The organism is Bifidobacterium sp. W8114, assembly GCF_016101165.1.
Classification (GTDB): domain Bacteria; phylum Actinomycetota; class Actinomycetes; order Actinomycetales; family Bifidobacteriaceae; genus Bombiscardovia; species Bombiscardovia asteroides.
Map to the genome: position 1 here is coordinate 253,956 of NZ_JACFRA010000003.1, position 23,733 is coordinate 277,688.

General features: G+C 58.5%; 13 protein-coding genes and 2 tRNA genes. 13 read left to right on the forward strand and 2 right to left on the reverse strand.

From position 1 onward, the window contains the following. Positions 1-133 precede the first annotated feature (133 nt). From H3T89_RS05725 to H3T89_RS05740, 4 genes are all read left to right on the forward strand, one after another. A complete protein-coding gene (locus tag H3T89_RS05725) occupies positions 134-3,037 on the forward strand; it encodes a hypothetical protein (RefSeq protein WP_198203669.1) in 2,904 nt (967 codons plus the stop codon). 412 nt (positions 3,038-3,449) lie between these two features. Next, positions 3,450-6,311 carry a hypothetical protein gene (locus H3T89_RS05730; RefSeq protein WP_332461047.1) on the forward strand — a complete coding sequence of 954 codons (2,862 nt, stop codon included), beginning with the start codon at positions 3,450-3,452 and terminating at the stop codon, positions 6,309-6,311. 1,614 nt (positions 6,312-7,925) lie between these two features. Further along, entirely contained in the window at positions 7,926-9,557 is a 1,632-nt protein-coding gene (locus H3T89_RS08990; protein WP_232348485.1) for a hypothetical protein, read from the forward strand. A gap of 418 nt (positions 9,558-9,975) precedes the next feature. After that, positions 9,976-12,909 carry a hypothetical protein gene (locus H3T89_RS05740; protein WP_198216480.1) on the forward strand — a complete coding sequence of 978 codons (2,934 nt, stop codon included), beginning with the start codon at positions 9,976-9,978 and terminating at the stop codon, positions 12,907-12,909. A gap of 51 nt (positions 12,910-12,960) precedes the next feature. On the opposite strand, the gene H3T89_RS05745 is transcribed toward H3T89_RS05740, so the two are convergent. Both H3T89_RS05745 and H3T89_RS05750 read right to left on the reverse strand, forming a co-directional pair. After that, positions 12,961-13,041 (reverse strand) — tRNA-Leu (locus H3T89_RS05745). A 40-nt stretch (positions 13,042-13,081) separates the two neighbouring features. Then, positions 13,082-13,154: transfer RNA gene (locus H3T89_RS05750), tRNA-Thr, on the reverse strand. Positions 13,155-13,276: 122 nt separating this feature from the next. Here H3T89_RS05750 and H3T89_RS05755 point away from each other — a divergent pair. From H3T89_RS05755 to araA, 9 genes are all read left to right on the forward strand, one after another. Continuing rightward, complete coding sequence (locus H3T89_RS05755; protein ID WP_015021393.1) at positions 13,277-14,401, forward strand: mannose-1-phosphate guanylyltransferase; 1,125 nt, start codon at positions 13,277-13,279, stop codon at positions 14,399-14,401. A 129-nt stretch (positions 14,402-14,530) separates the two neighbouring features. Then, positions 14,531-16,228: a glucose-6-phosphate isomerase gene (gene pgi, locus H3T89_RS05760; RefSeq protein ID WP_015021394.1), complete on the forward strand. Its 1,698-nt coding sequence runs from the start codon at positions 14,531-14,533 to the stop codon at positions 16,226-16,228. A gap of 222 nt (positions 16,229-16,450) precedes the next feature. Further along, complete coding sequence (rplS, locus tag H3T89_RS05765; RefSeq protein ID WP_015021395.1) at positions 16,451-16,822, forward strand: 50S ribosomal protein L19; 372 nt, start codon at positions 16,451-16,453, stop codon at positions 16,820-16,822. Positions 16,823-16,967: 145 nt separating this feature from the next. Further along, positions 16,968-17,732 carry a signal peptidase I gene (gene lepB / locus H3T89_RS05770; RefSeq protein WP_015021396.1) on the forward strand — a complete coding sequence of 255 codons (765 nt, stop codon included), beginning with the start codon at positions 16,968-16,970 and terminating at the stop codon, positions 17,730-17,732. Between the two features lie 7 nt (positions 17,733-17,739). Continuing rightward, the gene (locus H3T89_RS05775) at positions 17,740-18,447 is read left to right on the forward strand and encodes a ribonuclease HII (protein ID WP_015021397.1); all 708 of its coding nucleotides are present in this window, start codon (positions 17,740-17,742) and stop codon (positions 18,445-18,447) included. A 38-nt stretch (positions 18,448-18,485) separates the two neighbouring features. Beyond that, positions 18,486-19,607, forward strand: coding sequence for a LacI family DNA-binding transcriptional regulator (locus H3T89_RS05780; protein WP_015021398.1), 1,122 nt, complete (start codon positions 18,486-18,488; stop codon positions 19,605-19,607). Positions 19,608-19,709: 102 nt separating this feature from the next. After that, positions 19,710-21,323, forward strand: coding sequence for a xylulokinase (locus H3T89_RS05785; RefSeq protein WP_198216481.1), 1,614 nt, complete (start codon positions 19,710-19,712; stop codon positions 21,321-21,323). 64 nt (positions 21,324-21,387) lie between these two features. Continuing rightward, positions 21,388-22,080, forward strand: coding sequence for an L-ribulose-5-phosphate 4-epimerase (locus H3T89_RS05790; RefSeq protein WP_015021401.1), 693 nt, complete (start codon positions 21,388-21,390; stop codon positions 22,078-22,080). A 28-nt stretch (positions 22,081-22,108) separates the two neighbouring features. Further along, complete coding sequence (araA, locus tag H3T89_RS05795) at positions 22,109-23,623, forward strand: L-arabinose isomerase (protein WP_198203674.1); 1,515 nt, start codon at positions 22,109-22,111, stop codon at positions 23,621-23,623. Positions 23,624-23,733 lie beyond the last annotated feature (110 nt).

A 23,733-nucleotide genomic window follows, 5' to 3' on the forward strand; every position in this document is an offset into this window, starting at 1 on the left:
CCGTAATGAAAAATTGAAGACGCTTTGTTGTGCTCTATATGCAGTTGTCTTAATTGGGGATAAGTCAAAAGCGGAGTTGATCTGTTCTATCTGTTCTGGGGCATGATTTCATTGTGGTTTGGGGGGTATTGTATTGAGGCGTTTGCAGGAGCGGGGCAATAGGGGATCACTGCACGTAAGCCGTTCGATCATCGTCGTTCTGGTAACCCTTCTGGCGACGTTGGCCATGGTTGTTCCGCTTGGGTTGAGTGCGCTTTCGGCCAGCCAGGCCAATGCCGTCGATGATCAGGACGAGACGGCCAGCAGGAAGCCTCTGCTCTATAGGATGTTGGGCTACAACAACAAAATCGATGCTTACCAGGATGAGCTGCGCATGGACTTCATCCTGCGCGTGAAACACAACGAGTTCGATCCTTCTTGCGCCGATGGTACCAAGGGTGCCGACACCACGGGCAGTTGTAATCTAGCCTTTGTCTATCAGTACAGGGGTTCAGAAAACCCAACATACTATCGCAGGATAAAGTATCTGAACACCATAGCTTCAGCGTCATCCTCGGATCAGCCCTGGTCCGGAGCCTCTAAGTGGGCGCAGAACAGGGATGAGTATTTCACCGTGCACACGATAATCAATTCCGGTTTGTATGATTATCTGACCGTTTCCATTGAGGGTGATCTGGCTCTTAAGAATTCTGCCGATGCGTCATACTACCGGCCTGGTGGGGCCAGCGAGCCGGTGAATATCTATGCGGTTGTTGGACAGCAGAAAGGGACACTATCCTGCCTTGTTCCTGGTAGTTCATGGAATTGGGTCGCAGGAATCGATGACTGTGGCATTTTTAAACCTGACACCATGATTAATGCGCCGGACAGGGTATCCAACATTACCTCAGCCTTAACGGCAGATGGCAAGGATTTCACCTTGTATATGCAGACATGCCAGGGTAAGGGCGCTGATCTTCAGTGCAGTGGCCCGTATTCTTGGGTTGGCTGGGATGGCAATCCCTTACTCTATGGTGGCAGTCAGTCCAACTGGGGCATGGTAACCGACTATGGTTTTCCTGATTACAATAGCCTTACTCTTGGGAAAATGCCGGGCTCTGATCCGGGCCTAGCTCCGCCCCGCTCTTTCTTCGCCTACTGGCTGAATGTGCGTGGCAGCACTAGAGATAATCCTGATGGCATCTGTTCTGAGACCAATTCCTACTATTACCAGTGGGTGGCTTTGAAGGATAGCGAGTGGGTGCCTGTTGATGAGCTGACCCCTGAGCCGGTCCTGGTGACAGGCCAGCAGCCGTCTCCCAATTCGTTGACTACCACAGTAGGCGCGGAAGTCCAAGCTAGTAGGTATTCGGCTTTCAACTTGCCCAAACAGCCGGATAATCCCAATGAGATGTTTGCCACTGACAAGAAGGGCCAGCCTATGCCTGCCCAGAAGGCTGATGGCTCCATTAATTTCAAAGAGGCCAAGGCAAAGCAGGGTCTTGACGGCTATTTCAAGATGGTGACCTGGCCTGTCACCACGAACCGGGATGGCAGCGCTTGTACCGTCAGCCCTGAGGTGTACAACCCTGAGCGGAAAGGTCTTGTCGGAATACGTGACGGCATGAACAGCTCGGATATAGAACGAAACCTGTCTGCTGGTTGGACGATTAACAGTGCTTTTTACAAGTATGATGTGCCTCGCCCTAAGGATCCGACAATCACCAACATCCAGAATGATGCAGATGGTAGCTTGGATGCTTCGGGGAGCGTGTATACATCGAAGCTTGATCCGGTGGTCAGTGGCGAGTGCACGCCTTCCAAGGATGCCGCGCATCCCAACAAGGTTGTTCTCTACGGGGAGGATCCCGCCAATCCAATCAGTGACGAGCAGAGCCAGAACGGCGGGGACTTGGTGAAGACCGCGGACACGTGGGGGTTCAAGCTTGGTGAAGTTGAGTGCAAGGTCGATCCCAAGAGCAGGGAGGGAGGGTCCTGGCAGATACAGGACACCAACAAGCAATACCCATCGCCGGACCCAGGCAACAAGTATGACGGGTACAGGCGCTATCACGCCTGGGAGATCGAGTCCACGTCTGGTTTCGGCTTGACCTCGTTCTTCTCGAATATCGGCACGGCTTATTTCGTCTCGGGGGAGAACGTGCCGGATGCGAGCAAGTTCTCGGTGACGGTGCCTCATACGGTCAACGGGAGTCTGCCGGCGGGTTCGGCGGTCACGTTCAAGGGTGTGGCATCTCCTGTGTATACGGCCTGGTCGTCGGGGAAGCTGGGGATGACTGATTCGAAGATGGCTATTTCTATGAAGCAGAACACCGCCTCGGACTGGACCAGCCTGCTGACTACTCCGGCCAACACCTTCCAGAGGGATGCGGCGGTCAATACTCCGTCAGCTGTCACGGATTCCACGACGGGCCTCACGCTTAGCTTGACCAAGACGGCGGATTCCAATTGGTCGTGGTCGCTGAACATCCCTGCCGACAAATTCAGCGGTTACAACGGCGGCGATGAGACTCAGATGTATGACTTTCAGGTTGAGATGATCAACCCGATGAACATTCGTTCGGGCCCGGTGTCCATCGAGCGGAAGGTCGACATCACACCGACCACGCTGACCTTGGAGCGGTACGATGTCTTCCAAGTAGCGGGCAAGGCATACAAGTATGTAAACGGTGACACGAAGGTTCCAGAGACCAAGGGCACCGTGGTACATGTGATCTGGCCTGACAATACTGGCACGGATGTGACTGTTGGTGATCAGGGCTTGTGGCAGGCGGTTCCTCCTGAGGGCGTCAATCAGGGGGAGTTCACTGCTCAGGTGCTTTCCGATGATGCCGAGGGTGCTGACCCCAAGGGCGGGTTCCAGGGCGGCAATCAGTCGGCTTCGGTGTCGCATGCGTTGGAGTTCCGTCCTTCCAACTCGGCTTTGCCGCTGACCGGCGGCTGGCCGCTTTCGGTGCTCAAGATCCTGCTGCTGATGGCATTGGGCCTGGCTGGCTTTGTGGCTTGTCTGAGGAACAAGCAGGAAAGCCGGCACTGACCCCCCCAGCATACGACAGGGCCCGTGCCCACCTGCAAGCAATTTGGCAGATGAAGACAGGCCCTGTTTTTCATTCCTGTGCCGCTGCTGCCAAGGCAGTATTCGCCCCCAATCCGGAACGACCCGAAGAAGACAACATATTGCTTCTTACCAGCTGGGTGCTGGTCCTGCATGGTCGAGAACTTGAACCGCCGCAAAACACCCGATTTGAATCCCAGATTTTGCCCTTCATTTCTGTAGCCTTGAAAAGGCAAAGAACAATTTATATGCATTGTTGTGCTCTATGTGCAGTTGCCTTAATTGGGGGTAGGCCAAAAGCAGACTTGATTTGTTCTGGAGCATGATTTCATTGTGGTTTGGGGGTATTGTATTGAAGCGTTTGCAAGAACGGGGCGCTAAGGGTTCACAAGGTGTGAACCGTCCGATAATTGCCGTTCTGGTAACCCTTCTGGCGACGCTGGCCATGGTTGTTCCGTTGGGGCTGAGCGCACTTTCGGCCAATCAGGCCAACGCCATTGATGGACAGGACGAAACGGCCAGCAGAAAGCCCAAACTCTATAGGATGTTGGGCTACAACAACAAGCTTGATTCCTATCAGGATGAGCTGCGCATGGACTTCATCCTGCGGGTAAAACACAACGAGTTTGACCCTTCTTGTGCCGACGCCACTTCTGGTGCCGATACCAAGGGCAATTGCAATCTGGCTTTCGTCTATCAGTACAAGGGGTCAGATGACACTTCCTTTTATCGCAGAATAAAGTATCTGAACACCATAGCCTCAGCGTCATCCTCGGATCAGCCCTGGTCCGGAGCCTACAAGTGGGCGCAAAATAAAGATGAGTATTTCACCGTGCACACGATAATCAATTCCGGTTTGTATGACTATCTGACCGTTTCCATTGAGGGTGATCTGGCTCTTAAGAATTCTGCCGATGCGTCATATTATCAGCCTGGTGGGGCCAGCGAGCCGGTGAATATCTACGCGGTTGTTGGCAAACAGGACGACGCCCTATCCTGCCTTCGTCCCGGTAGTCCATGGAGTTGGAGCACCGGAATCGATAATTGTCGCAATTTTAACCCTGACACCATGATCAATGCGCCGGACAGGGTATCCAACATTACCTCAGCCTTAACGGCAGATGGCAAGGATTTCACCTTGTATATGCAAGAATGCCTGGGCACGGGTGCTGATCTTCAGTGCAGTGGCCCGTATTCTTGGGTAGGGTGGGACAGCAACCCTAATCTCTATGGTGGCAATCAGGCTAACTGGGGTATGGTGACGGATTATGGTTTTCCTGACTATAAGAGCATTGCTACTGGGGCAATCGCCGGCACTGCTCCGGGAACAGCTCCGCCCCGCTCTTTCTTCGTGTACTGGCTGAATGTGCGCGGCAGCACTAGAGATAATCCTGATGGCATCTGTTCTGAGACCAATTCCTACTATTACCAGTGGGTGGCTCTGAAGGATAGCGAGTGGGTGCCTGTCGATGAGCTGACCCCTGAGCCGGTCCTGGTGACAGGCCAGCAGCCGTCTCCCAATACGGCGACTACCACGACCAGCAAGGCGGCCCAAGTCAGTAAGTATTCCGCCTTCAACTTGCCCAAACAGCCGGATAATCCCAATGAGATGTTTGCCACTGACAAGAACGGCCAGCCTATGCCTGCCCAGAAGGCTGATGGCGGGATTGATTTCAAGGAGGCCAAGGAGAAGCAGGACCTTGACGGTTATTTCAAGATGGTCACCTGGCCTGTCACCACGAACCGGGATGGCAGCGCTTGTACCGTCAGCCCTGAAGTGTACAACCCTGATCAGAAGGGCCTCGTCGGAATCCGTGACGGCATGAACAGCTCAGATATAGAACGAAATATTTCAGCGGGCTGGACGATCAACAGTGCCTTCTATAAGTATGATGTGCCTCGCCCCGATGATCCAACGATTACGAAGATCGAAAATGACGCCGACAGCGCTTTGGATGCTTCGGGCAGTGTGTATACGTCGAAGCTTGATCCGGTGATCAGTGGTGAGTGCACGCCTTCCAAGGATCCTGCGCGCCCCAACAAGGTTGTTCTCTACGGGGAGGATCCTGCCAATCCGATTGCGGAGGGGCAGGGCGCGAATGGCGATGACCTGGTGAAAGCCGCGGACACGTGGGGGTTCTGGTTGGGTGAAGTTGAGTGCAAGGTCGATCCTAAGAGCAAGCAGGGAGGGTCCTGGCAGATACAGGACACCAACAAGCAATATCCGTCGCCGGATCCAGGCAACAAGTACAGCGGCTACAGGCGGTACCATGCCTGGGTGATCGAGTCTATCTCCGGATTCGGCTTGACCTCCTACTTCTCGAATATCGGCACTGCCTATTTCGTCTCCGCGGAGAACGTGCCGGATGCGAGCAAGTTCTCGCTGACGGTGCCCCATACGGTCAACGGGAGCCTGCCGGCGGACTCGGTCGTCGTGTTCAAGGGTGAAGTGTCTCCTGTATATACTGCCTGGTCCTCGGGAGCACTAGGGATGACGGATTCAAGGATGACTGTTTCGATGAAGCAGAAGACAGCCTCGGACTGGACCAGCCTGCTGACTACTCCGGCCAACACCTTCCTACGGGACGCGGCGGCTGGCACCACGTCTTCCGCCGAAGATTCCGCGACGGGCTTTACGCTGGGCCTGAACAAGATAGCAGCTTCCACCTGGTCCTGGACGCTGAACATCCCTGCCGACAAATTCAGCGGTTACAACGGCAATGACGAGACACAGATGTATGATTTCCGCGTTGAAATGGTCAATCCGATGAACATCCGTTCAGAGCCGGCGTCCATCGAGCGGAAGGTCGACATGACACCCACCACGCTGGTCCTGGAACGGTACGACGTCTTCCAGGTGGCAGGGAAAGCCTACAAGTATGTGGACGGGGATACGAAGGTTCCCGAGGCCAAGGGGACTATGGTGCATATAGCCTGGCCCGGCGGCAGCGGCACGGATGTCGTTGTGGGGGACGAAGGTTCGTGGCAGGCGACTCCGCCTGAGGGGATCAACCAGGGGCAGTTCTCTGCTCAGGTGCATTCCGATGATGCCGAGGGCCCTGATGCCCAAGGCAGGTTCCAGGGCGGGAATCAGTCGGCCCCGGTGTCGCACACGCTGGAGTTCCGGCCTTCCAACTCGGCTTTGCCTCTGACCGGCGGATGGCCGCTTTCGGTGCTCAAGATCATGCTGCTGATGGCCCTGGGCCTGGCTGGCTTCGTGGCTTGTCTGAGGAACAAGCAGGAAAGCCGGCACTGAACCAGGACATAAGACAGGTCCCCCCACCCCACGGAGTTGAGAGGATGGGTGGGGTCCTGCCGTTGCCCAACCGACCTCATTACCCATGCAGACAGTCCTTAGTCAAGATGGTGGACGGCCGCGAAACACCCTATCTGAATCCCAGATCACGCTTTCAGCCTCGGTACTCTTAAAGCATGTAAGGGGAAGAGAAGATGCCATAAATAAGGATGTAGCACTTGTGCTCTAGGGTTTCGTGGCCTGCACCGGGGACCAATCAAGCGTGCAGTCCATCTGATTCTGGAGATGGTTGCATTGAGGTGTGGGGGTAACGTGTTGAACCGATTGCAAGAACAGGGCAATAAGGGTCCACGGCATGTGGATCGCCCCATAGTTGCTCTTTTGATAACCCTTCTGGCGACCCTGGCCATGGTTGTTCCGCTCGGGCTCAGCGCTCTGTCGGCAAACCAAGCCAATGCCATCGCTGGTCAAGGCGAGACAGCTAGCAGGAAGCCGCTGCTCTATAAGATGCTTGGTTACAACGACAAGATTGATTCCTGGCAGGATGAGCTGCGCATGGATTTTATCCTGCGCGTGAGACATAACGATTTCAATCCTAATTGCGCCAATGCTACCAACGGTGCCGATACTCAGGGCACTTGTAATTTATCCTTTGTCTATCCGTTCTGGGGTTCGCAGAATCGAACCTGGTATCGCAGGATAAAGTATTTGAACACTATAGCTTCAGCATCGTCTACGAGTAAGCCTTGGTCTGGAGCCTACAAGTGGGCGCAAAATAGAGAAGAATACTTCACAGTACATAAGATAATAAACTCTGGTTTATATGACTACCTTGCTATTTCCCTTGAAGGCGATTTGAACCTCAGGGATAATTCCTCTAATCCTTCATACTATAAAGCTGGTGGTACAAGCGAGCCCTTAAATGTGTTCGCGGTCGTTGGCCAACAGCAGGGAGCGCTGTCGTGTGGTAGTCCCGGTTCTCCGTGGAATTGGAATTCCGGAGTTGATGAGTGTGGCAGTTTCGATTCTAAAACCATGATTAATGCGCCGGATAGAACATCCAATATTACCGAATCTTTAACGGCGAACGGTAAGAACTTCAAGCTGTATATGGGGGACTGCCTGGGCTCGGATGCTAATCTTCAATGCAGCGGACCGTACTCCTGGATCGGATGGGATGACCATCCGAAGCTCTATGGTGGGAATCAGGCTAACTGGGGCATGGTGACCGATTATGGTTTTCCTGCCTATTCTGACGTTGGTAATGGAAACGTTGTTGGAAATGTCAACGGTACTCAACCCGGGGTGGCTCCGGCCCGCTCTTTCTTCGTGTACTGGGAAAATCCTCGTGGAGGCAATATAGGCAAGGGTATATGCTCCGAGACCACCTCATATTACTATCAATGGGTAGGTCTCAAAAACAACACCCAATGGGTGCCTGTCGATGATCTGACTCCTGAGCCGATCTTGGTGGAGGGTCAGAAGCCAAGCCCGAACACACTGACATCCACTTATTGGACCCAAGGAATAGTCGACGATAATGCGGCGTTCAATTTGCCTAAAAAACCGAGTAATTCCAATGAGATGTTTGCCACGGACAGGAACGGCCAGCCTATGCCCGCTCAGAATGCTGATGGCTCCATTGACTTCAGGAAGGCCAAGGAAGACCAGGATCTTGACGGCTACTTCAAGATGGTCACCTGGCCTGTGACCAAGAATTTGAATGACACCGGCACCGACAACAACTGCAATGTCAATCCCGAAGTATACAACCCCATGCGCAAAGGTCTTGTGGGTATCGATGATGGCATGTCTGACGCGAAGAAAGATGAGAACCTGAGTGCAGGCTGGACTATCGATACTGCCTTCTATAAGTATGATGTGCCTCGTCCCGATGATCCGACCATCACCAACATTCAGAATGACACCGATGGCTCCTTGAATGCCTCGGGAAGCGTCTATACCGGCAAGCTTGATCCGGTGGTCAGCGGCGAGTGCACTCCCTCCAAAGACGACACGCATCCCAACACGGTTACTCTGTTCGGCGAGGATCCCGGCAATCCTTTCACGGAGGAGCAGAGCAAGAGCAGTGACGACCTGGTGAAAAGCTCGGACTCCTGGGGGTTCAAGCTGGGAGAAACGGTGTGCAAGGTCGATCCCAAGAGCAGGCAGGGAGGGTCCTGGCAGATACAGGACACCAATAAGCAGTATCCATCGCCGGATCCCGGCAACAAGTACAACGGGTACAGGCGTTATCATGCCTGGGTGACCGAGTCCGCCTCCGGGTTCGGCCTGACCTCCTTCTTCTCGAATATAGGAACAGCCTATTTCGTCTCCAACGAGAATGCTCCGGATGGCAAGCTCTCCGTCACAGTGCCCCATACGAAAAACGGGATTCTACCGGCAAACTCGGTCGTCACCTTCCAGGGCTCGGTTTCGCCTATATATACGGCCTGGTCCTCGGGAGGGCTGGGGATGACTGATTCCAGGATGGCCATTTCCATGAAACAGAACACTGCCTCGGACTGGACCAGTCTGGTGACCACTCCGGCCAACACCTTCCAGAGGGATGCGGCGGTCAATACCACGTCGCCTTCCGTCGCTGACCCCACATCGGGCTCTGTGCTCAAGGTCGTCAAGACGGCGGCTTCCACCTGGTCCTGGACCTTGACGATACCTGCTGGCAGATTCACCGGCTACAACGGTGACGATGAGACAGAGAAATATACTTTCCAGGTTAAGATGATCAACCCTCTGAATGTCCCTTCGGATCCGGTTTCCACCAACCGGACGGTTGATATTACGCCGACCACGCTGAGCTTGGAACGGTACGACGTCTTCCAGGTGGCGGGCAAGGCATATAAGTATGTCAATGGCAACACGAGGGTTCCTGAGACTAAAGGGACTCTGGTCCATATAACCTGGCCCGACAACAGCAGCACCGATGTCGCCGTGGGAGACCAGGGTTCATGGCAGGCGACTCCGCCTGAGGGGATAAACCAGGGACAATTCACCGCTCAGGTTTCTTCCGATGATGCCGAAAGCGTTGATCCTCAAAGTGGCAACTTCCAGGGAGGAAACGAGTCGGCTGCGGTGTCGCATGCGCTGGAATTCCGGCCCTCCAACTCATCCCTGCCCTTCGCTGGAGGATGGCCGCTTTCCGTGTTCAAGATCCTGTTGATGCTGATACTGGGTCTGGCCGGCTTTGTGGCCTGCCTGAGGAACAGGCAGGAGAGCCGATACTGATTCTCCGGCGGGCATAAGGCAGGGTCTGTGCTCATCTCCAAGGAATTTGGGGGTGAGGGCAGGCCCTGCTTGTGTTGCCTGTGCGAGATGGGACTCGAGCCTAGACGTCTGAAGGCCACTGGTGGAAGAGTCGCTTGACAGAAGCGAATTGTCGACTTTTCCATGACAAAGTGGCCTCCACCTCCAACTCAAACCAGTAAGATGAAGACCATAAACGGTCGCGCAAGACCGGTCGTGACACACCCTATCGGAATCCCGGATAATGCTTGCAATTCCAGTGCTCGTGGAGCATGTATGGAAAAAGCGAAGATGCCATTTTTTTATCGCTATGATAGAGTCGAAGCAATTGGGGACAGATTAAAAGAGCAAAGTTTAGCCGCTCTTAAGCATAATTGTAACTTGATTTGGGGGTATTGTATTGAAGCGTTTGCAAGAACGGATCGCCAAGGGTTCGCAGCATGCGAGCCGTCCGATCATCGCCGTTCTGGTAACCCTTCTGGCGACGCTGGCCATGGTTGTTCCGCTTGGGCTGAGCGCCCTTTCGGCCAATCGGGCCAATGCCGTCGATGGACAGGACGAAACAGCCAGCAGAAAACCCCTGCTCTATAGGATGATGGCCTTCAACGACAGGATCGATGCCTACCAGGATGAGCTGCGCATGGACTTCATCCTGCGCGTGAAGCACAATGAATTTAAGCCGGATTGCGTCGGTGTTGGTGGGACTGATACCAAAAATCCGTCACAATGCAATTTGTCTTTCATATATCAGTTTGTTGGTTCTGAAAATCCTGACTATTACAGACGCGTGCGGTATATGAACACTATTACCCCGGATGATTACGTAGACAGCAATAAAAATGCCAACGCTTATGATGGCGCCCTAGCCTGGGCCAGGAATCAGGATGAGTTCTTCACCGTTCACAAGATCATCAATTCTGGTTTGTATGACTACCTGACCATATCCATTGAGGGTGATATGAACATTAAGGATAAGTCTCCAGATCCCGCAAAATTTGCGGTTGGCGGTCACCCTGAGCCCTTGAATGTCTTTGCCATCGTTGGTGACCAGAATACCGCCCTGTCTTGCGGCAATTCTTCCTGGTCCTGGACTACCGATAACTGCAAAAATTTTGATCCGGCTTCCATGAGTGATTTACAGGCTCAGGATAGATATTCAAATATCACAGCGAGCATGTCCCAGGATAAACAGATGAAAGTGTATATGGGTTACTGCTTGGACAGCAAAGAGGATATGAAGTGCAGTGGCCCCTATTCTTGGGTTGGTTGGGACACCAACCCAAATCTCTACCAAAACAATCAGGCTAATTGGGGCATGGTGACGGATTACGGTTTTCCTGATTATAAGAGCAATGCTACTGGGCCAATCGCCGGCACTGCTCCGGGCACAGCTCCGGCACGGTCGTTCTTCGTGTACTGGCTGAATCCGCGTGGCAGTACAAATGACAATCCTGATGGCATCTGTTCTGAGACCAATTCCTACTATTACCAGTGGGTGGCTCTGAAGGATAGCGAGTGGGTGCCTGTTGATGAGCTGACCCCTGAGCCGGTCCTGGTGACAGGCCAGCAGCCGTCTCCCAATACGGCGACTACCACTACCAGCAAGGCGGCCCAAGTCAGTAAGTATTCCGCCTTCAACGTGAGTCCGAAGGATCCTCAATATCTCGACAACCCCAACGTGCTTTTTGCCACTGATAAGGATGGCAATCCCATGCCTGCTCAGAAGGCTGATGGCGGGATTGATTTCAAGGAGGCCAAGGAGAAGCAGGATCTTGACGGCTATTTCAAGATGGTCACCTGGCCTGTCACCACGAACCGGGACGGCAGCGCTTGCACTGTCAGTCCTGAAGTGTACGACCCCAAGAGCGCTGGTCTTGTAGGGATAAACGATGGTATGTCCGCCGTGCAAAAGGATACGAATCTCTCTGCGGGTTGGACGATCAACAGTGCCTTCTATAAGTATGACGTGCCTCGCCCCGATGATCCGACGATCACCAAGATCGAAAATGGCGAGGATGCCGGTTTGGATGCTTCGGGGAGCGTGTATACGACCAAGCTCGAGCCGGTGATCAGTGGCGAGTGCATGCCTTCCAAGGATCCTGCGCGTCCCAACAAGGTCGTTCTCTACGGCGAGGATCCCAATAATCCCATTGTGGAGGGGCAGGGCACGAATGGCGATGACCTGGTCAAAGGCTCGGATACATGGGGATTCAGGCTGGGCGAGACCGTGTGTGAGGTCGACACTGGCAGTAAGCAGGGGGGTTCCTGGCGGATACAGGACACGAACAAGCAGTATCCGTCGCCGGATCCGGGCAACAAGTACAGCGGCTACCGACGGTACCATGCCTGGGTGACTGAGTCTATCTCCGGGTTCGGCCTGACCTCCTACTTCTCGAATATCGGCACGGCTTATTTCGTCTCAGGCGAGAACGTCCCGGATACGAGCAAGTTCTCGGTCACCGTGCCCCACACGGTAAACGGGAGTCTCCCGGCGGATTCGGTGGTCACATTCAAGGGTGAGGTGTCGCCTGTGTATACGGCCTGGTCCTCGGGAGGGCTGGGGATGACGGATTCCAGGATGGCTGTTTCCATGAAGCAGAATGCTGACTCGGACTGGACGCCCCTGGTGACCACCTCGGCCAACACCTTCCTACGGGACGTAGCGGCCGGCACTGTGTCTTCCGTCGCGGATTCCGCGACAGGTCTTACGCTGGGCTTGACCAAGACGGCGGATTCCACCTGGTCCTGGACGCTGAACATACCTGCTGACAAGTTCGCTGGCTACAACGGCAGCGACGAGACGCAGACCTATACCTTCCAGGTTGAGATGATCAACCCGATGAACCTCCGATCGAATCCGGCATTCATCGAGCGCAAGGTCGACATGACGTCCACCACACTGGTCTTGGAGCGGTACGACGTCTTCCAGGTGGCTGGCAAGGCCTACAAGTACGTGGACGGGGACAGGAAGGTTCCCGAGACCAAGGGGACCGCTGTCCGGATAACCTGGCCTGGAAATGGCAACAACAGCACCGATGTCATTGTGGGGGACCAGGGTTCATGGCAGGCGACTCCGCCTGAGGGTGTCAACCAGGGTGAGTTTACAGCTCAGGTGCTTTCCGACGATGCCGAGGGCCCTGATGCCCAAGGCAGGTTCCAGGGCGGGAACCAGTCGGCTCCGGTGTCGCATGAGCTGGAGTTCCGTCCTTCCAACTCGGCTTTGCCTCTGACCGGTGGATGGCCGCTTTCGGTGCTCAGGATCCTGTCGCTTATGGCGTTGGGCCTGGTCGGCTTTGTGGCCTGTCTGAGAAACAAGCAGGAAAGCCGGCACTGACCACGGCAGCATCAGACAGGGCCTGTTCGCAGGCCCTGTTCTTAATTCCTGTGCGCGAGATGGGACTCGAACCCACACGTCCGAAGACACAGGAACCTAAATCCTGCGCGGCTACCATTACGCCACTCGCGCGTACGACATGCCCTGCCGTTGAAAGGGCAGCTGGTGAAAGAGCCACTTGACAGAATCGAACTGTCGACCTTCTCATTACGAGTGAGACGCTCTGCCAACTGAGCTAAAGTGGCCTTCGCCTTCCGTCCGGACCTGCCGGAAGAAGACAACATGCTACATCATACTGGATGCGCGCGATAAAAACGCCTTGAGCTTCGGGCCAAGGGTGTACAAGCTTCTTGACACAATGGAGGGCATGGATCTCAATGATTTCTATGCCGTCATTCCGGCCGGTGGCGTGGGTACCCGGCTCTGGCCATTGAGCCGCCAGGACCGGCCCAAGTTCCTCTACGATCTGTTGGGGTCAGGCAGAACAATGATCCAGGGCACCTTTGACCGGCTGGCTGGCATCTGCGGGACCGATCATGTGGTCGTCTCCACTGGCCAGCGGCATGTGGATCAGGTGCGTCAGCAGCTTCCTGATCTGGCTGAGGACGCGCTCTTCGCCGAGCCTGTTCCTCGCGATTCCACGGCGGCCATTGCCCTGGCTACTGCTGTGCTGGCACAGCGGCACGGCGGGGAAATCATCGTGGGCTCCTTCGCCGCCGACCACGTCATCCGAGACGACAAGGCGTTTGCGGCCTCAGTGGGGCAGGCGGTGGCAGCGGCCCGAGCCGGGTATGTGACCACCATCGGCATCGCCGCCTCCCGTCCCTCCACCGCCTTCGGCTACATCCACCAAGGCCCTTCCCTGGCCGATCGCATTCCCGGGGCCCCTGATGCCCGCTTGGTCAGCGAATTCGTCGAGAAGCCGGATGCCTCTACGGCACAGGCCTACCTGTCAACAGGAGAGTATCGCTGGAATGCGGGCATGTTCGTCATGCAGGCGCAGGTGCTCCTGGATTGCCTTCGTCGTTACAAGCCGGAGCTCCACGCCGCCGTCATGGCCATCGCCCAGGTCTGGGATCAGGGTGGGCAGGCTCGTAGCCAGGCTATGGAGGAGCATTGGCCGGGCATCGAGAAGATTGCCTTCGACTATGCCGTGGCCGAGCCCCTATCGGCGGCTGGCGGCGTGGCGGTTGTTCCCGGGGGTTTCGATTGGGATGACATCGGCGACTTCAATTCAGTGGCGGGTCTGCTGCCGTCCTCCAACAGGCGCAACATCAAGATTCTTGGGGATGCCGACCGGGTCATGTATCTGGATTCCGCTGGGGACATGGTCGTGCCAGGCTCCGAACGCACGGTCGCCCTTCTCGGTGTGGATGACATGATCGTCGTCGACACTCCCGACGCGCTCCTGGTGGCCCCCCGGGCCCGCAGTCAGGAAGTCAAGGACATGGTGGCCAAGCTGGCCCAGTACGGCTGTGACGACATACTCTGAGCACAATCCGACTTGGCTCAGAAGATTGACTGATTTTGTTGTCTTCTGTCTGCTTTTGTGAGTAGTTTGGGTTACAGAACCGGGTGCTCGGTAGACCGGGCATCACCTCATGAAAGGACCCGAACAACCATGGCCATCAATCCTCCAGTGGACGCTACCAGCACCAAGGCCTGGGCGGCCTTGCACCAGCACTTCGACGACATGCAGCGCCAGGGGATCGATCTGCGCGCATGGTTCGACAAGGACCCGCAGCGCACAGAAAAGCTCAGCTTCGAGCTGGGCGATCTCTATATCGATCTGTCCAAGAACCTGATTCAGCCCGAGACCCTGTCCCTGCTGGCCCAGCTGGGCCGCGAGGTCGGCCTTGAGGAGCGGATCGAGGCCATGTTCAACGGCGAGCACATCAACAACACCGAAGACAGGGCCGTCCTACACACAGCGCTGCGCCGCCCCGAGGAGGACCGCGGCCGGCTGATGGTGGACGGCCAGGATGTGGTGGGCGACGTCCGCGACACACTCAAGCGCATCTACGCCTTTGCCGACCAGGTTCGCTCGGGCAGCTGGACCGGTCTGACCGGCAAGCGAATCACCACCGTGGTCAACATCGGCATCGGCGGCTCCGACCTTGGCCCGGTCATGGCCTACGAGGCTCTGAAGCCCTACGCGGATGCCGGCATCAGCGCCCGCTACATCTCCAACATCGACCCCAACGACCTGGCCGAGAAGACGCGCGATCTGGATCCGGAGACCACGCTCTTCATCATCGTCTCCAAGACCTTCACCACCTTGGAGACCCTGACCAACGCCCGCCAGGCCCGCGCCTGGCTCCTCAAGAGCCTGGGGGAGCGCGGCCTGCTGTCCAAGGACGGCGAGGACCTCTCGGCCGAGGCCATCCGCCGGCACTTCATCGCCGTCTCGACCGCCCTGGACAAGGTGCGCGACTTCGGCATCGATCCGGACAACGTCTTCGGCTTCTGGAACTGGGTCGGCGGCCGGTACTCGGTGGATTCCGCCGTGGGCACCTCCCTGGCCATCACCATCGGCCCCGAGCGCTTCGAGGAGTTCCTCAAGGGCTTCAACACCGTTGATCGCTACTTCCGCGCCACTCCTCTGGATCGGAACGTGGTGGCCCTGATGGGCCTGCTCAACGTCTGGTATGTCAACTTCTTCGGCGCCCACTCGCACGCCGTGCTGCCCTATGACCAGTATCTGCACCGTTTCCCGGCCTACCTGCAGCAGCTGACCATGGAGTCCAACGGCAAGTCCGTGCGTTGGGACGGCACGCCAGTGACCAGCCTGACCGGCGAAATCTTCTGGGGGGAGCCCGGCACCAACGGCCAGCACGCATTCTACCAGCTGATCCACCAGGGCACCCGTTTGATCCCCGCTGACTTCATAGCCTTCGCCAACACCCCCAACCCTGCCAAGGACGGCGACCAGGACGTGCATGAACTCTTCCTGGCCAACTTCCTGGCCCAGACCAAGGCGTTGGCCTTTGGCAAGACCGCCGACGAGGTCCGCGCCGAGGGCACTCCGGAGGCCATCGTCCCTGCCCGTGTCTTCACCGGCAACCGGCCCACAACCTCCATTTTCGGTGACGCGCTGACTCCAGCCGCTCTGGGCGAGCTGATCGCCCTCTACGAGCACATTACGCTGACCGAGGGCACTGTCTGGGGCATTGATTCCTTCGACCAGTGGGGCGTTGAGCTGGGCAAGAAGCTGGCTCGCGAGATCACCCCAGCCATCTCCCGGGACGATCAGGCGCTGGCCGAGCAGGATCAGTCCACAAAGTCCCTGATTGCCTTCTACAGGGCCCACCGCCGCTGATATCCAGCCGGGCCCTTGCAGGTCCGGCTCGTGGTATATTATTGAACAGTTGTTCGCCGGAAGGGCGGCTGCCGCATGGGCTCCCTTCCTTTCAGGTCCAGCCGGATGCTCCGGCGGATCGGCACCCCCGACGGCAGACCGTCGGGTTCCGTCCAGGATCGCCTCCTTTGGTGGTTGCGATCCATGTCATGGGTCGATGTGCGGCGGCCATGGAGGAACAGCATGAACGCGATTCAGGAATTTGACGCAAGTCACATGAAGCCTGCGGAGCAGATCCCCGACTTCCGCCCCGGCGATACCGTCGAGGTCAACGTCAACATCACTGAGGGCAACAACTCCCGTATCCAGGCTTTCACTGGCGTGGTGATCGCCCGTCAGGGCTCCGGCGTGCGCGAGACCATCCTGGTGCGCAAGGTCAGCTTCGGCGTGGGCGTCGAGCGTCGCTTCCCTCTGCACTCTCCGCAGATTGACTCCATCAAGGTACTGCGCCACGGCCGTGTCCGCCGCGCCAAGCTCTACTACCTGCGTGGTCTGCACGGCAAGGCCGCCCGCATTGTCGAGCGTCGCGACAACAAGGCCGATTCCAACAAGTAGGTTTCGGCCAGGGCGACCCAGCCCAGGCCTGACCGCTAACACCCGGGAAGCAATTATCCCGGGTTTTTCCATGCTTGGGTGTGTACGCTATGAGGCATGCGGAACCTGTTTGCGTGCGGGTTCCGGTGGATGACAAGGAGTGGATATGGCCTTTCGGGATGAGGAAGCGACCCCGTCGGGAATCCCGTACCCCGACGGCATACGAGCCACCTCAGCCCCAGTGCCGCCCCGTCATGCCTTGGACCGTCCCGATGGACGCGGCTCCACCAAGGGCAGTCACCCGCGGCTGGGTGAACGCGGTTTCCTGCCCGAGTTTCTGTTCGAGCTGGTTACCCTCTTGGCCGTCGTTGCCATCCTGCGCATATTTTTGTTCAGCATCTATGTCATCCCCTCCGGCTCCATGGAGAACACCCTTGGCATTGGGGACAGAATCCTGACCACTCACCGGCTGACCAGATCCATGGTGACCCCCCGCCGAGGGGATGTGGTGGTCTTCACTGACCCTGCCAACTGGCTGGGTGAAGAGTCCGGGCCCAGCTTCCGTGGCAATCACCTGGTCAAACGCCTGATTGGCATGCCCGGCGACACGGTGGCCTGCAAGGGTCATGGCGCCCCGGTCACCGTCAACGGCGTCGCCCTGGACGAGAGCTCCTACCTGCGCCCAGGAGTGGAGCCCAGCTCCTTTGCCTTCAAGGTCAAGGTGGATCCTGGGTACGTCTTCGTCATGGGCGACAACCGTTCCAACTCCGCCGACTCCCGCCTGCACAAGGACGACGGTCACAATGGCCTGGTCCCCATGGACAACATCAAGGGCACCGCACTGCTGACCTATTACCCGGTGGGCAGCTGGAAGCTGCTCAACAACCAGCACAAGGTCTTCGACTCCGTGCCCGAGCCGACGCAGGACTGAACCGGCTGTGAGACGGATTCTGCCGACCCTGGCCACCGAGGTTGCCTTGGCTGACCAGGGAGCTGAGTATGTGCTGGGCCTGGACGAGGTCGGCAGGGGAGCCTTGGCGGGGCCGGCCATGGTCGGCGTGGTGGCGGTCAGGTCGGCCGACCTGCCCCATTTGAAAGTCCCTGACGGGGTGGCGGATTCCAAGATGCTGACCCCCGCGCGTCGGCTGGCCATGTATCGTGACCTGGAGGACTGGGCTGCAGGCTGGGCGGTGGGAGCCTGCTCCAATCATGAGATCGATCAGTGGGGCATCGTCCATGCCCTGGGCATTGCCGCCCTGCGTGCGCTGGCCGATTTGGAGCATGGGATGAACCTGGGGCCTGGCCGCCGCCTGGCTGCCATCCTTGACGGCCCCAATGACTACATCACCCCGGCAGCCGACAGTTTTGACGCCCCCGACCTTCCGGTTCTGCCCAAGGTGTCCACCCAGGTCAAGGGCGATGCCCACTGTGCCAGTGTGGCCTGCGCAGCGGTCATCGCCAAGGTCACCCGTGACCGGCTTATGGTCCGCCTGGCCGCCTCCGATCCCGCCCTGGCCCCATACCAGTGGGAGCACAACAAGGGCTATGGGTCACGTGCACACCTGGAGGCCATTCGCCGTCTGGGGCCCAGCCGTCTGCACCGGGTCAGCTGGCATTTGCCCTCGTCCGGTCCCTGCAGGGGCTAATATCGGAACGGTCGACACGGCTATCGGAAGAAGGTCACATGCCCGCAGGCAACGGGGGCAGGTCACGGTCCAAGCGCCCCTCCATGTTCGAGGTTGCCCGGCTGGCCGGGGTCTCCCATCAGACTGTGTCCAGGGTCATCAACAATTCCAAGGACGTTTCTCCCGCCACCCGGATCAAGGTCCAGCAGGCCATCAGGAAGCTGGGTTATCGACCCAGCAACTCTGCGCGGGCCCTGGCATCCAGCCGCAGCCGGACCATTGGGTTGGTGGCTGGCGGTGTCAGTCTCTTCGGTCCTGTCTCATCGATAACGGCCATCGAGACCGTGGCCCGTTCCCATGGTCTGTTCATGTCGGTCATGATGGTGGACGAGTCAGCCTGCACGCTTGCCGGATTCCAGGAGCTCTGCGGCACCTTCCTGGAGCAGAATGTGGATGCCTTCATCTTTCTGACGCCCACCGACACCATGTTCCGGGCCGCCTGCCAGGTTGAGGTGAGCCAGCCCCGGGTCATCGTCACCTCGACGCATGGGATCACCAGCGTCGAAGAGGCCCTGAGCCGCCGCCGGGGCGACGGCCGGATTGCCCTGACCGGAATCGATCAGTGGGGTGCAGTGCAGCGGCTGGCCCGGCTGCTGGTCTCCCGAGGCCATAGACGGGTGCTCTATATGGCCGGTCCTGCGCAATGGCGGGACGCCGCCACCCGACTGGCTTCCTGGAAGGTGGCCTGCGCCCGCTGCCGCATACGAACGGCTGTGGTCCACGCCCGCAGCTGGGAGGCTGGGGAGTCCTACACGCTGATGAACCACCTGATTGATCAGCGGGGGATGAGCGGCACCTCCCTGCCCTCAGCCGTGGTCACGGCCAACGACAACCAGGCCGTGGGTGTGGCCCGATCCCTGCAGGAGCACGGCATACGCATTCCCGGTGACATCAGTCTGGTGGGCTTCGACGACGTTCCCACGGTAGACAACATGTTTCCGCCGCTGGCCACGGTTCGTCCCCGCTTTGAGGATCTGGGGGTGGCTACCATGCGGCAGGTCCTGGCCCTTCTTCACCAGGGGCAGCCGGTGGAATTCCCGGTCACCCATCACGGTGTGGGGCTGATCCAGGCGGATGTGATTCAGCGTCGGTCCCTGGGCTACGCAGTCAAGCGCCTCTGACCACCGTCGGTCCGCATCCCGCGGGCTTGCCTGATGCTCGGGTCTCAGTTACAATCGTAACCAGACTATGTGAGCGTTAACATATCAGGCAAAGGAGCGGACATGGTTGTTGGCGAACAAGGCGTCATCGTAAGCGAACTAAAGGAGGGCACGACCAGTCTGGGCATCGAATTCGGCTCCACCCGCATCAAGGCTGTACTGATCGACCATGACTACCGGACGCTGGCCACCGGGGACGTCGAGTGGGAGAACCGGCTGGAGGACGGCCTCTGGACCTACTCCATGGACCAGATCCACCAGGGTCTGCAGGCGGCCTATGCGGCCATGGCCGAGGACGTCCGTCGCCGGTACGGGGTGACGCTGACCAAAATCGGCGCCATGGGGGTCTCGGCCATGATGCACGGCTACCTGGCCTTCGACAAGGATGGCCAGCTGCTGGTGCCCTTCCGCACCTGGCGCAACACCAACACCCGCCAGGCACACGAGGAGCTTTCGCGGGTCTTCAAGATCAATATTCCCGAGCGCTGGTCCATCGCCCACCTCTACCAGGCCATCCTGAACGGCGAAGAGCATGTGCGGAAGGTGGCCTACATCACCACCCTGGCAGGCTACATGCACTGGAGGCTTTCCGGCCGCAAGGTCATCGGCATCGGCGATGCCTCGGGCATGTTCCCCATCGACTCCTCCCGCAAGGAGTTCGACCAGGGCCTGCTGGACATCTTCTCCCGGTTGCCCCGTGTCCAGGCCCAGCCCTGGGACATCCACGACCTGCTGCCCGAGCCATTGACCGCCGGCAGCGATGCGGGGGTACTGACCGCAGAAGGTGCCGCCCTGCTCGATCCCAGTGGTCGGCTGCAGCCGGGCGTGCCCATGGCCCCGCCCGAGGGCGACGCGGGAACCGGCATGGTGGCGACCAACGCGGTTCGTCCCCGCACCGGCAACGTGTCTGCAGGCACGTCCATCTTCGCCATGGTGGTTCTGGAGCATCCCCTGCGTGACTTCCACCCCGAGGTGGATCCGGTCACCACACCGGCTGGGGATCCGGCCGGCATGAGCCATGCCAACAACTTCACCTCGGATCTGAACGCCTGGGTGGGGCTGTTCGGGGACTTCGCCAAGGCCGCCGGTCTGGATCTCAAGGGGGATGCGCTCTACGCCACCCTGTTCAACCAAGCGCTCCTTGGAGACAAGGATGCAGGCGGGCTGATCAACTACTGCTTCTATTCCGGGGAGTTCCTGGCTGGCCTGGAGGAGGGCCGGCCCGTCTTCGCCCGTGGCCCCGAGGGACGGATGACCCTGGCCAACTTCATGCGCGCCCAGCTCTTCTCGGCCTTCTCGCCGGTCACCATCGGCATGGATGTGATGACCCGCCAGGAGCATGTCCAGGTGGACACCATGGTCGGGCACGGCGGCATCTTCGCCACCCCCAAGGTGGCCCAGCGGATCCTGGCCGCCGCCTTCAATGCCCCCATCAAGGTCATGTCCACCGCTGTGGAAGGAGGTGCCTGGGGGATGGCCGTGCTGGCCGACTACCTGGGTCATGCCGACCAGACCCTGGCCGACTATCTGGATGCCAATGTATTCGCGGGCGTTCAGTCTACAACAGAACAGCCGGACCCGGCCGACGTGAAGGGCTTCAGAACCTTCTTCGACCGCTTCACCAAGGGTCTGCCCATCGAGCAGGCGGCTGTGAAGACCATCCCCCTGCAGGGATGAGGACGAGAGCTGAAAACGTCAAGCGGCCGGATCAGCGTGATCGGGCCGGGAAAAGGAGTTGCTGATGGTGTCCTTGGCTGATTATTCGCCCGAGGTGCGCGATGAGGTGAAACTGGTGCGCGAGCAGGTGGCCACCCTGCATGCGCAGCTGACCAGGTGGAATCTGGTGGTTTGGACGGCGGGCAACGTCTCGCAGCGTTTGCGCTCCGCTGATCTGATGGTCATCAAGCCCTCGGGGGTGCGCTATGAGCATCTGACCCCGGGATCCATGGTGGTCACCGATCTGGATGGCAATGTGGTGGATGGTACTGAGGCTCCCTCTTCGGACACACTATCCCACGCTTATATCTACCGGCACATGCCCGAGGTCTATGGCGTGGTCCACACCCACTCCACCTATGCCACCGCCTGGGCGGCCACGGGCAGGGACATCCCCTGCGTGCTGACCATGATGGGCGACGAGTTTGGCGGCCCCGTGCCGGTGGGGCCCTTCGAGCTGATCGGCTCCGAGGCCATCGGCAAGGGCGTGGTCGATACCTTAAAGGATCACCCGGGCTGCCCGGCCGTACTCATGCGCAACCATGGGCCCTTCACCGTGGGGGCCGATGCCGAGGCTGCCGTCAAGGCGGCGGCCATGACCGAGGAGGTGGCCCACACGGTCTGGGCGGCTGAGCAGATCGGCACGCCCAAGCCCATTGATCCGGCCGATATAGCCAAGCTCAACGACCGGTACCAGCACGTCTACGGCCAGCACTGAGCCGTAAAGCATAAGCAAAGGAGCAAGTATGAGCATGAAAAATCCCTTCGAGGGCAAGGAGCTTTGGTTCGCCGTTGGTTCGCAGGACCTCTACGGCGAGGAGACCCTGCGCCAGGTGGGCGTCCAGGCGGCGGACATCGCCCAGTCGCTCAACGACTCGGGTAGGATCCCGGTCAAGCTGGTCTTGAAGCCCACGCTGAAGGATTCGGATTCCATCCTGAACTTCATGGTCGATGCCTCGTCGAACCCGGCCTGCATCGGCGTGGTGGCCTGGATGCACACCTTCAGTCCTGCCAAGATGTGGATCAGGGGTCTGGAGAAGCTGCGCAAGCCTCTCCTGCAACTGAACACCCAGCATCATGTGGAGATCCCCTGGGACACCATCGACATGGACTTCATGAACCTGAACCAGTCGGCCCATGGCGACCGTGAGTTCGGCTACATCCTGACCAGGCTGGGAATCCCGCGCAAGATCGTGGTCGGCCACTACGCCGACCCCGAGGTTGCCGACAAGATCGGCGTCTGGGCGCGCGCCTGCGCCGGTTGGGATGCCGCCAACAACATGAAGGTCTGCCGCTGGGGCGACAACATGCGCGACGTCGCCGTCACCGAGGGCGACAAGACCGAGGCCGAGAGGGTCTTCGGCGTCTCCGTCAACACCTGGCCGGTCAACGAACTGGTGGACCATGTGAACGCCGTCACCGACGACCAGGTCAAGGATCTGATAGAGGACTACAAGCGCAGCTATGAGGTGGCTCCCGAACTTCTGGACTCCCGGTACGACTCCCTTGTGGTGGCCGCCCGCGAGGAGCTCGGCATGCGGGCCATGATGGAAGAGGTGGGCGCCACTGCCGCCGTTGACAACTTCCAGGATCTGGGAGGCCTGCGTCAGCTGCCCGGCGTGGGAGCCCAGCGGCTGATGGCTGACGGGTACGGATTCTCGGCAGAGGGTGACTGGAAGACCTCGGTTCTGATCCGGATCGGCAACGTCATGGGCTATGGGCTCAAGGGCGGCTGCTCGCTCATGGAGGACTATTCCTACAACTTCGTGCCAGGCCATGAGGAGATCATGGGCGCCCACATGCTGGAGGTCTCGCCCACGCTGCTGACCGAGGGACGGCCCCGCCTGGAGATCCACCCCCTGTCCATAGGCGACAGGGAGGACCCGGTGCGTCTGGTCTTCACGGCCACCCCCTGCAGTGATGCTGTGGTCGTCTCCCTGGCGGATGTACGCGAGCGTTTCCGCCTGGTCATGAATGTGGTGGATGTGGTCGAGCCCGGCGGGTCCCTGGCCAAGCTGCCTGTGGCACGCGCTCTCTGGAAGCCCCGGCCATCGCTCAAGGTTTCGGCTGAATGCTGGTTGCGCGCCGGCGCGGCTCATCATACCTGCATGACCACCACCGTGGGTCGTGAGGCCTGGGAGGACTTCGCCCGCATGGCTGGCGTGGAACTGGCCGTCATAGACGAAAACACCGAACCTCGGCGTTTCGAGGCCGACCTGCGTGCAGCCGAACTCTACCATCGGCTGGATAACAGGCACTGATCGCCTGTTCCAGGAAAGATAACAAGGCCCTGCCGCTGTATAAGTGGCGGGGCCTTTACATGTTCGGCTTGTCGGTTTGCGTTGTCCCTACTTTGTCGGTACAGTGATGA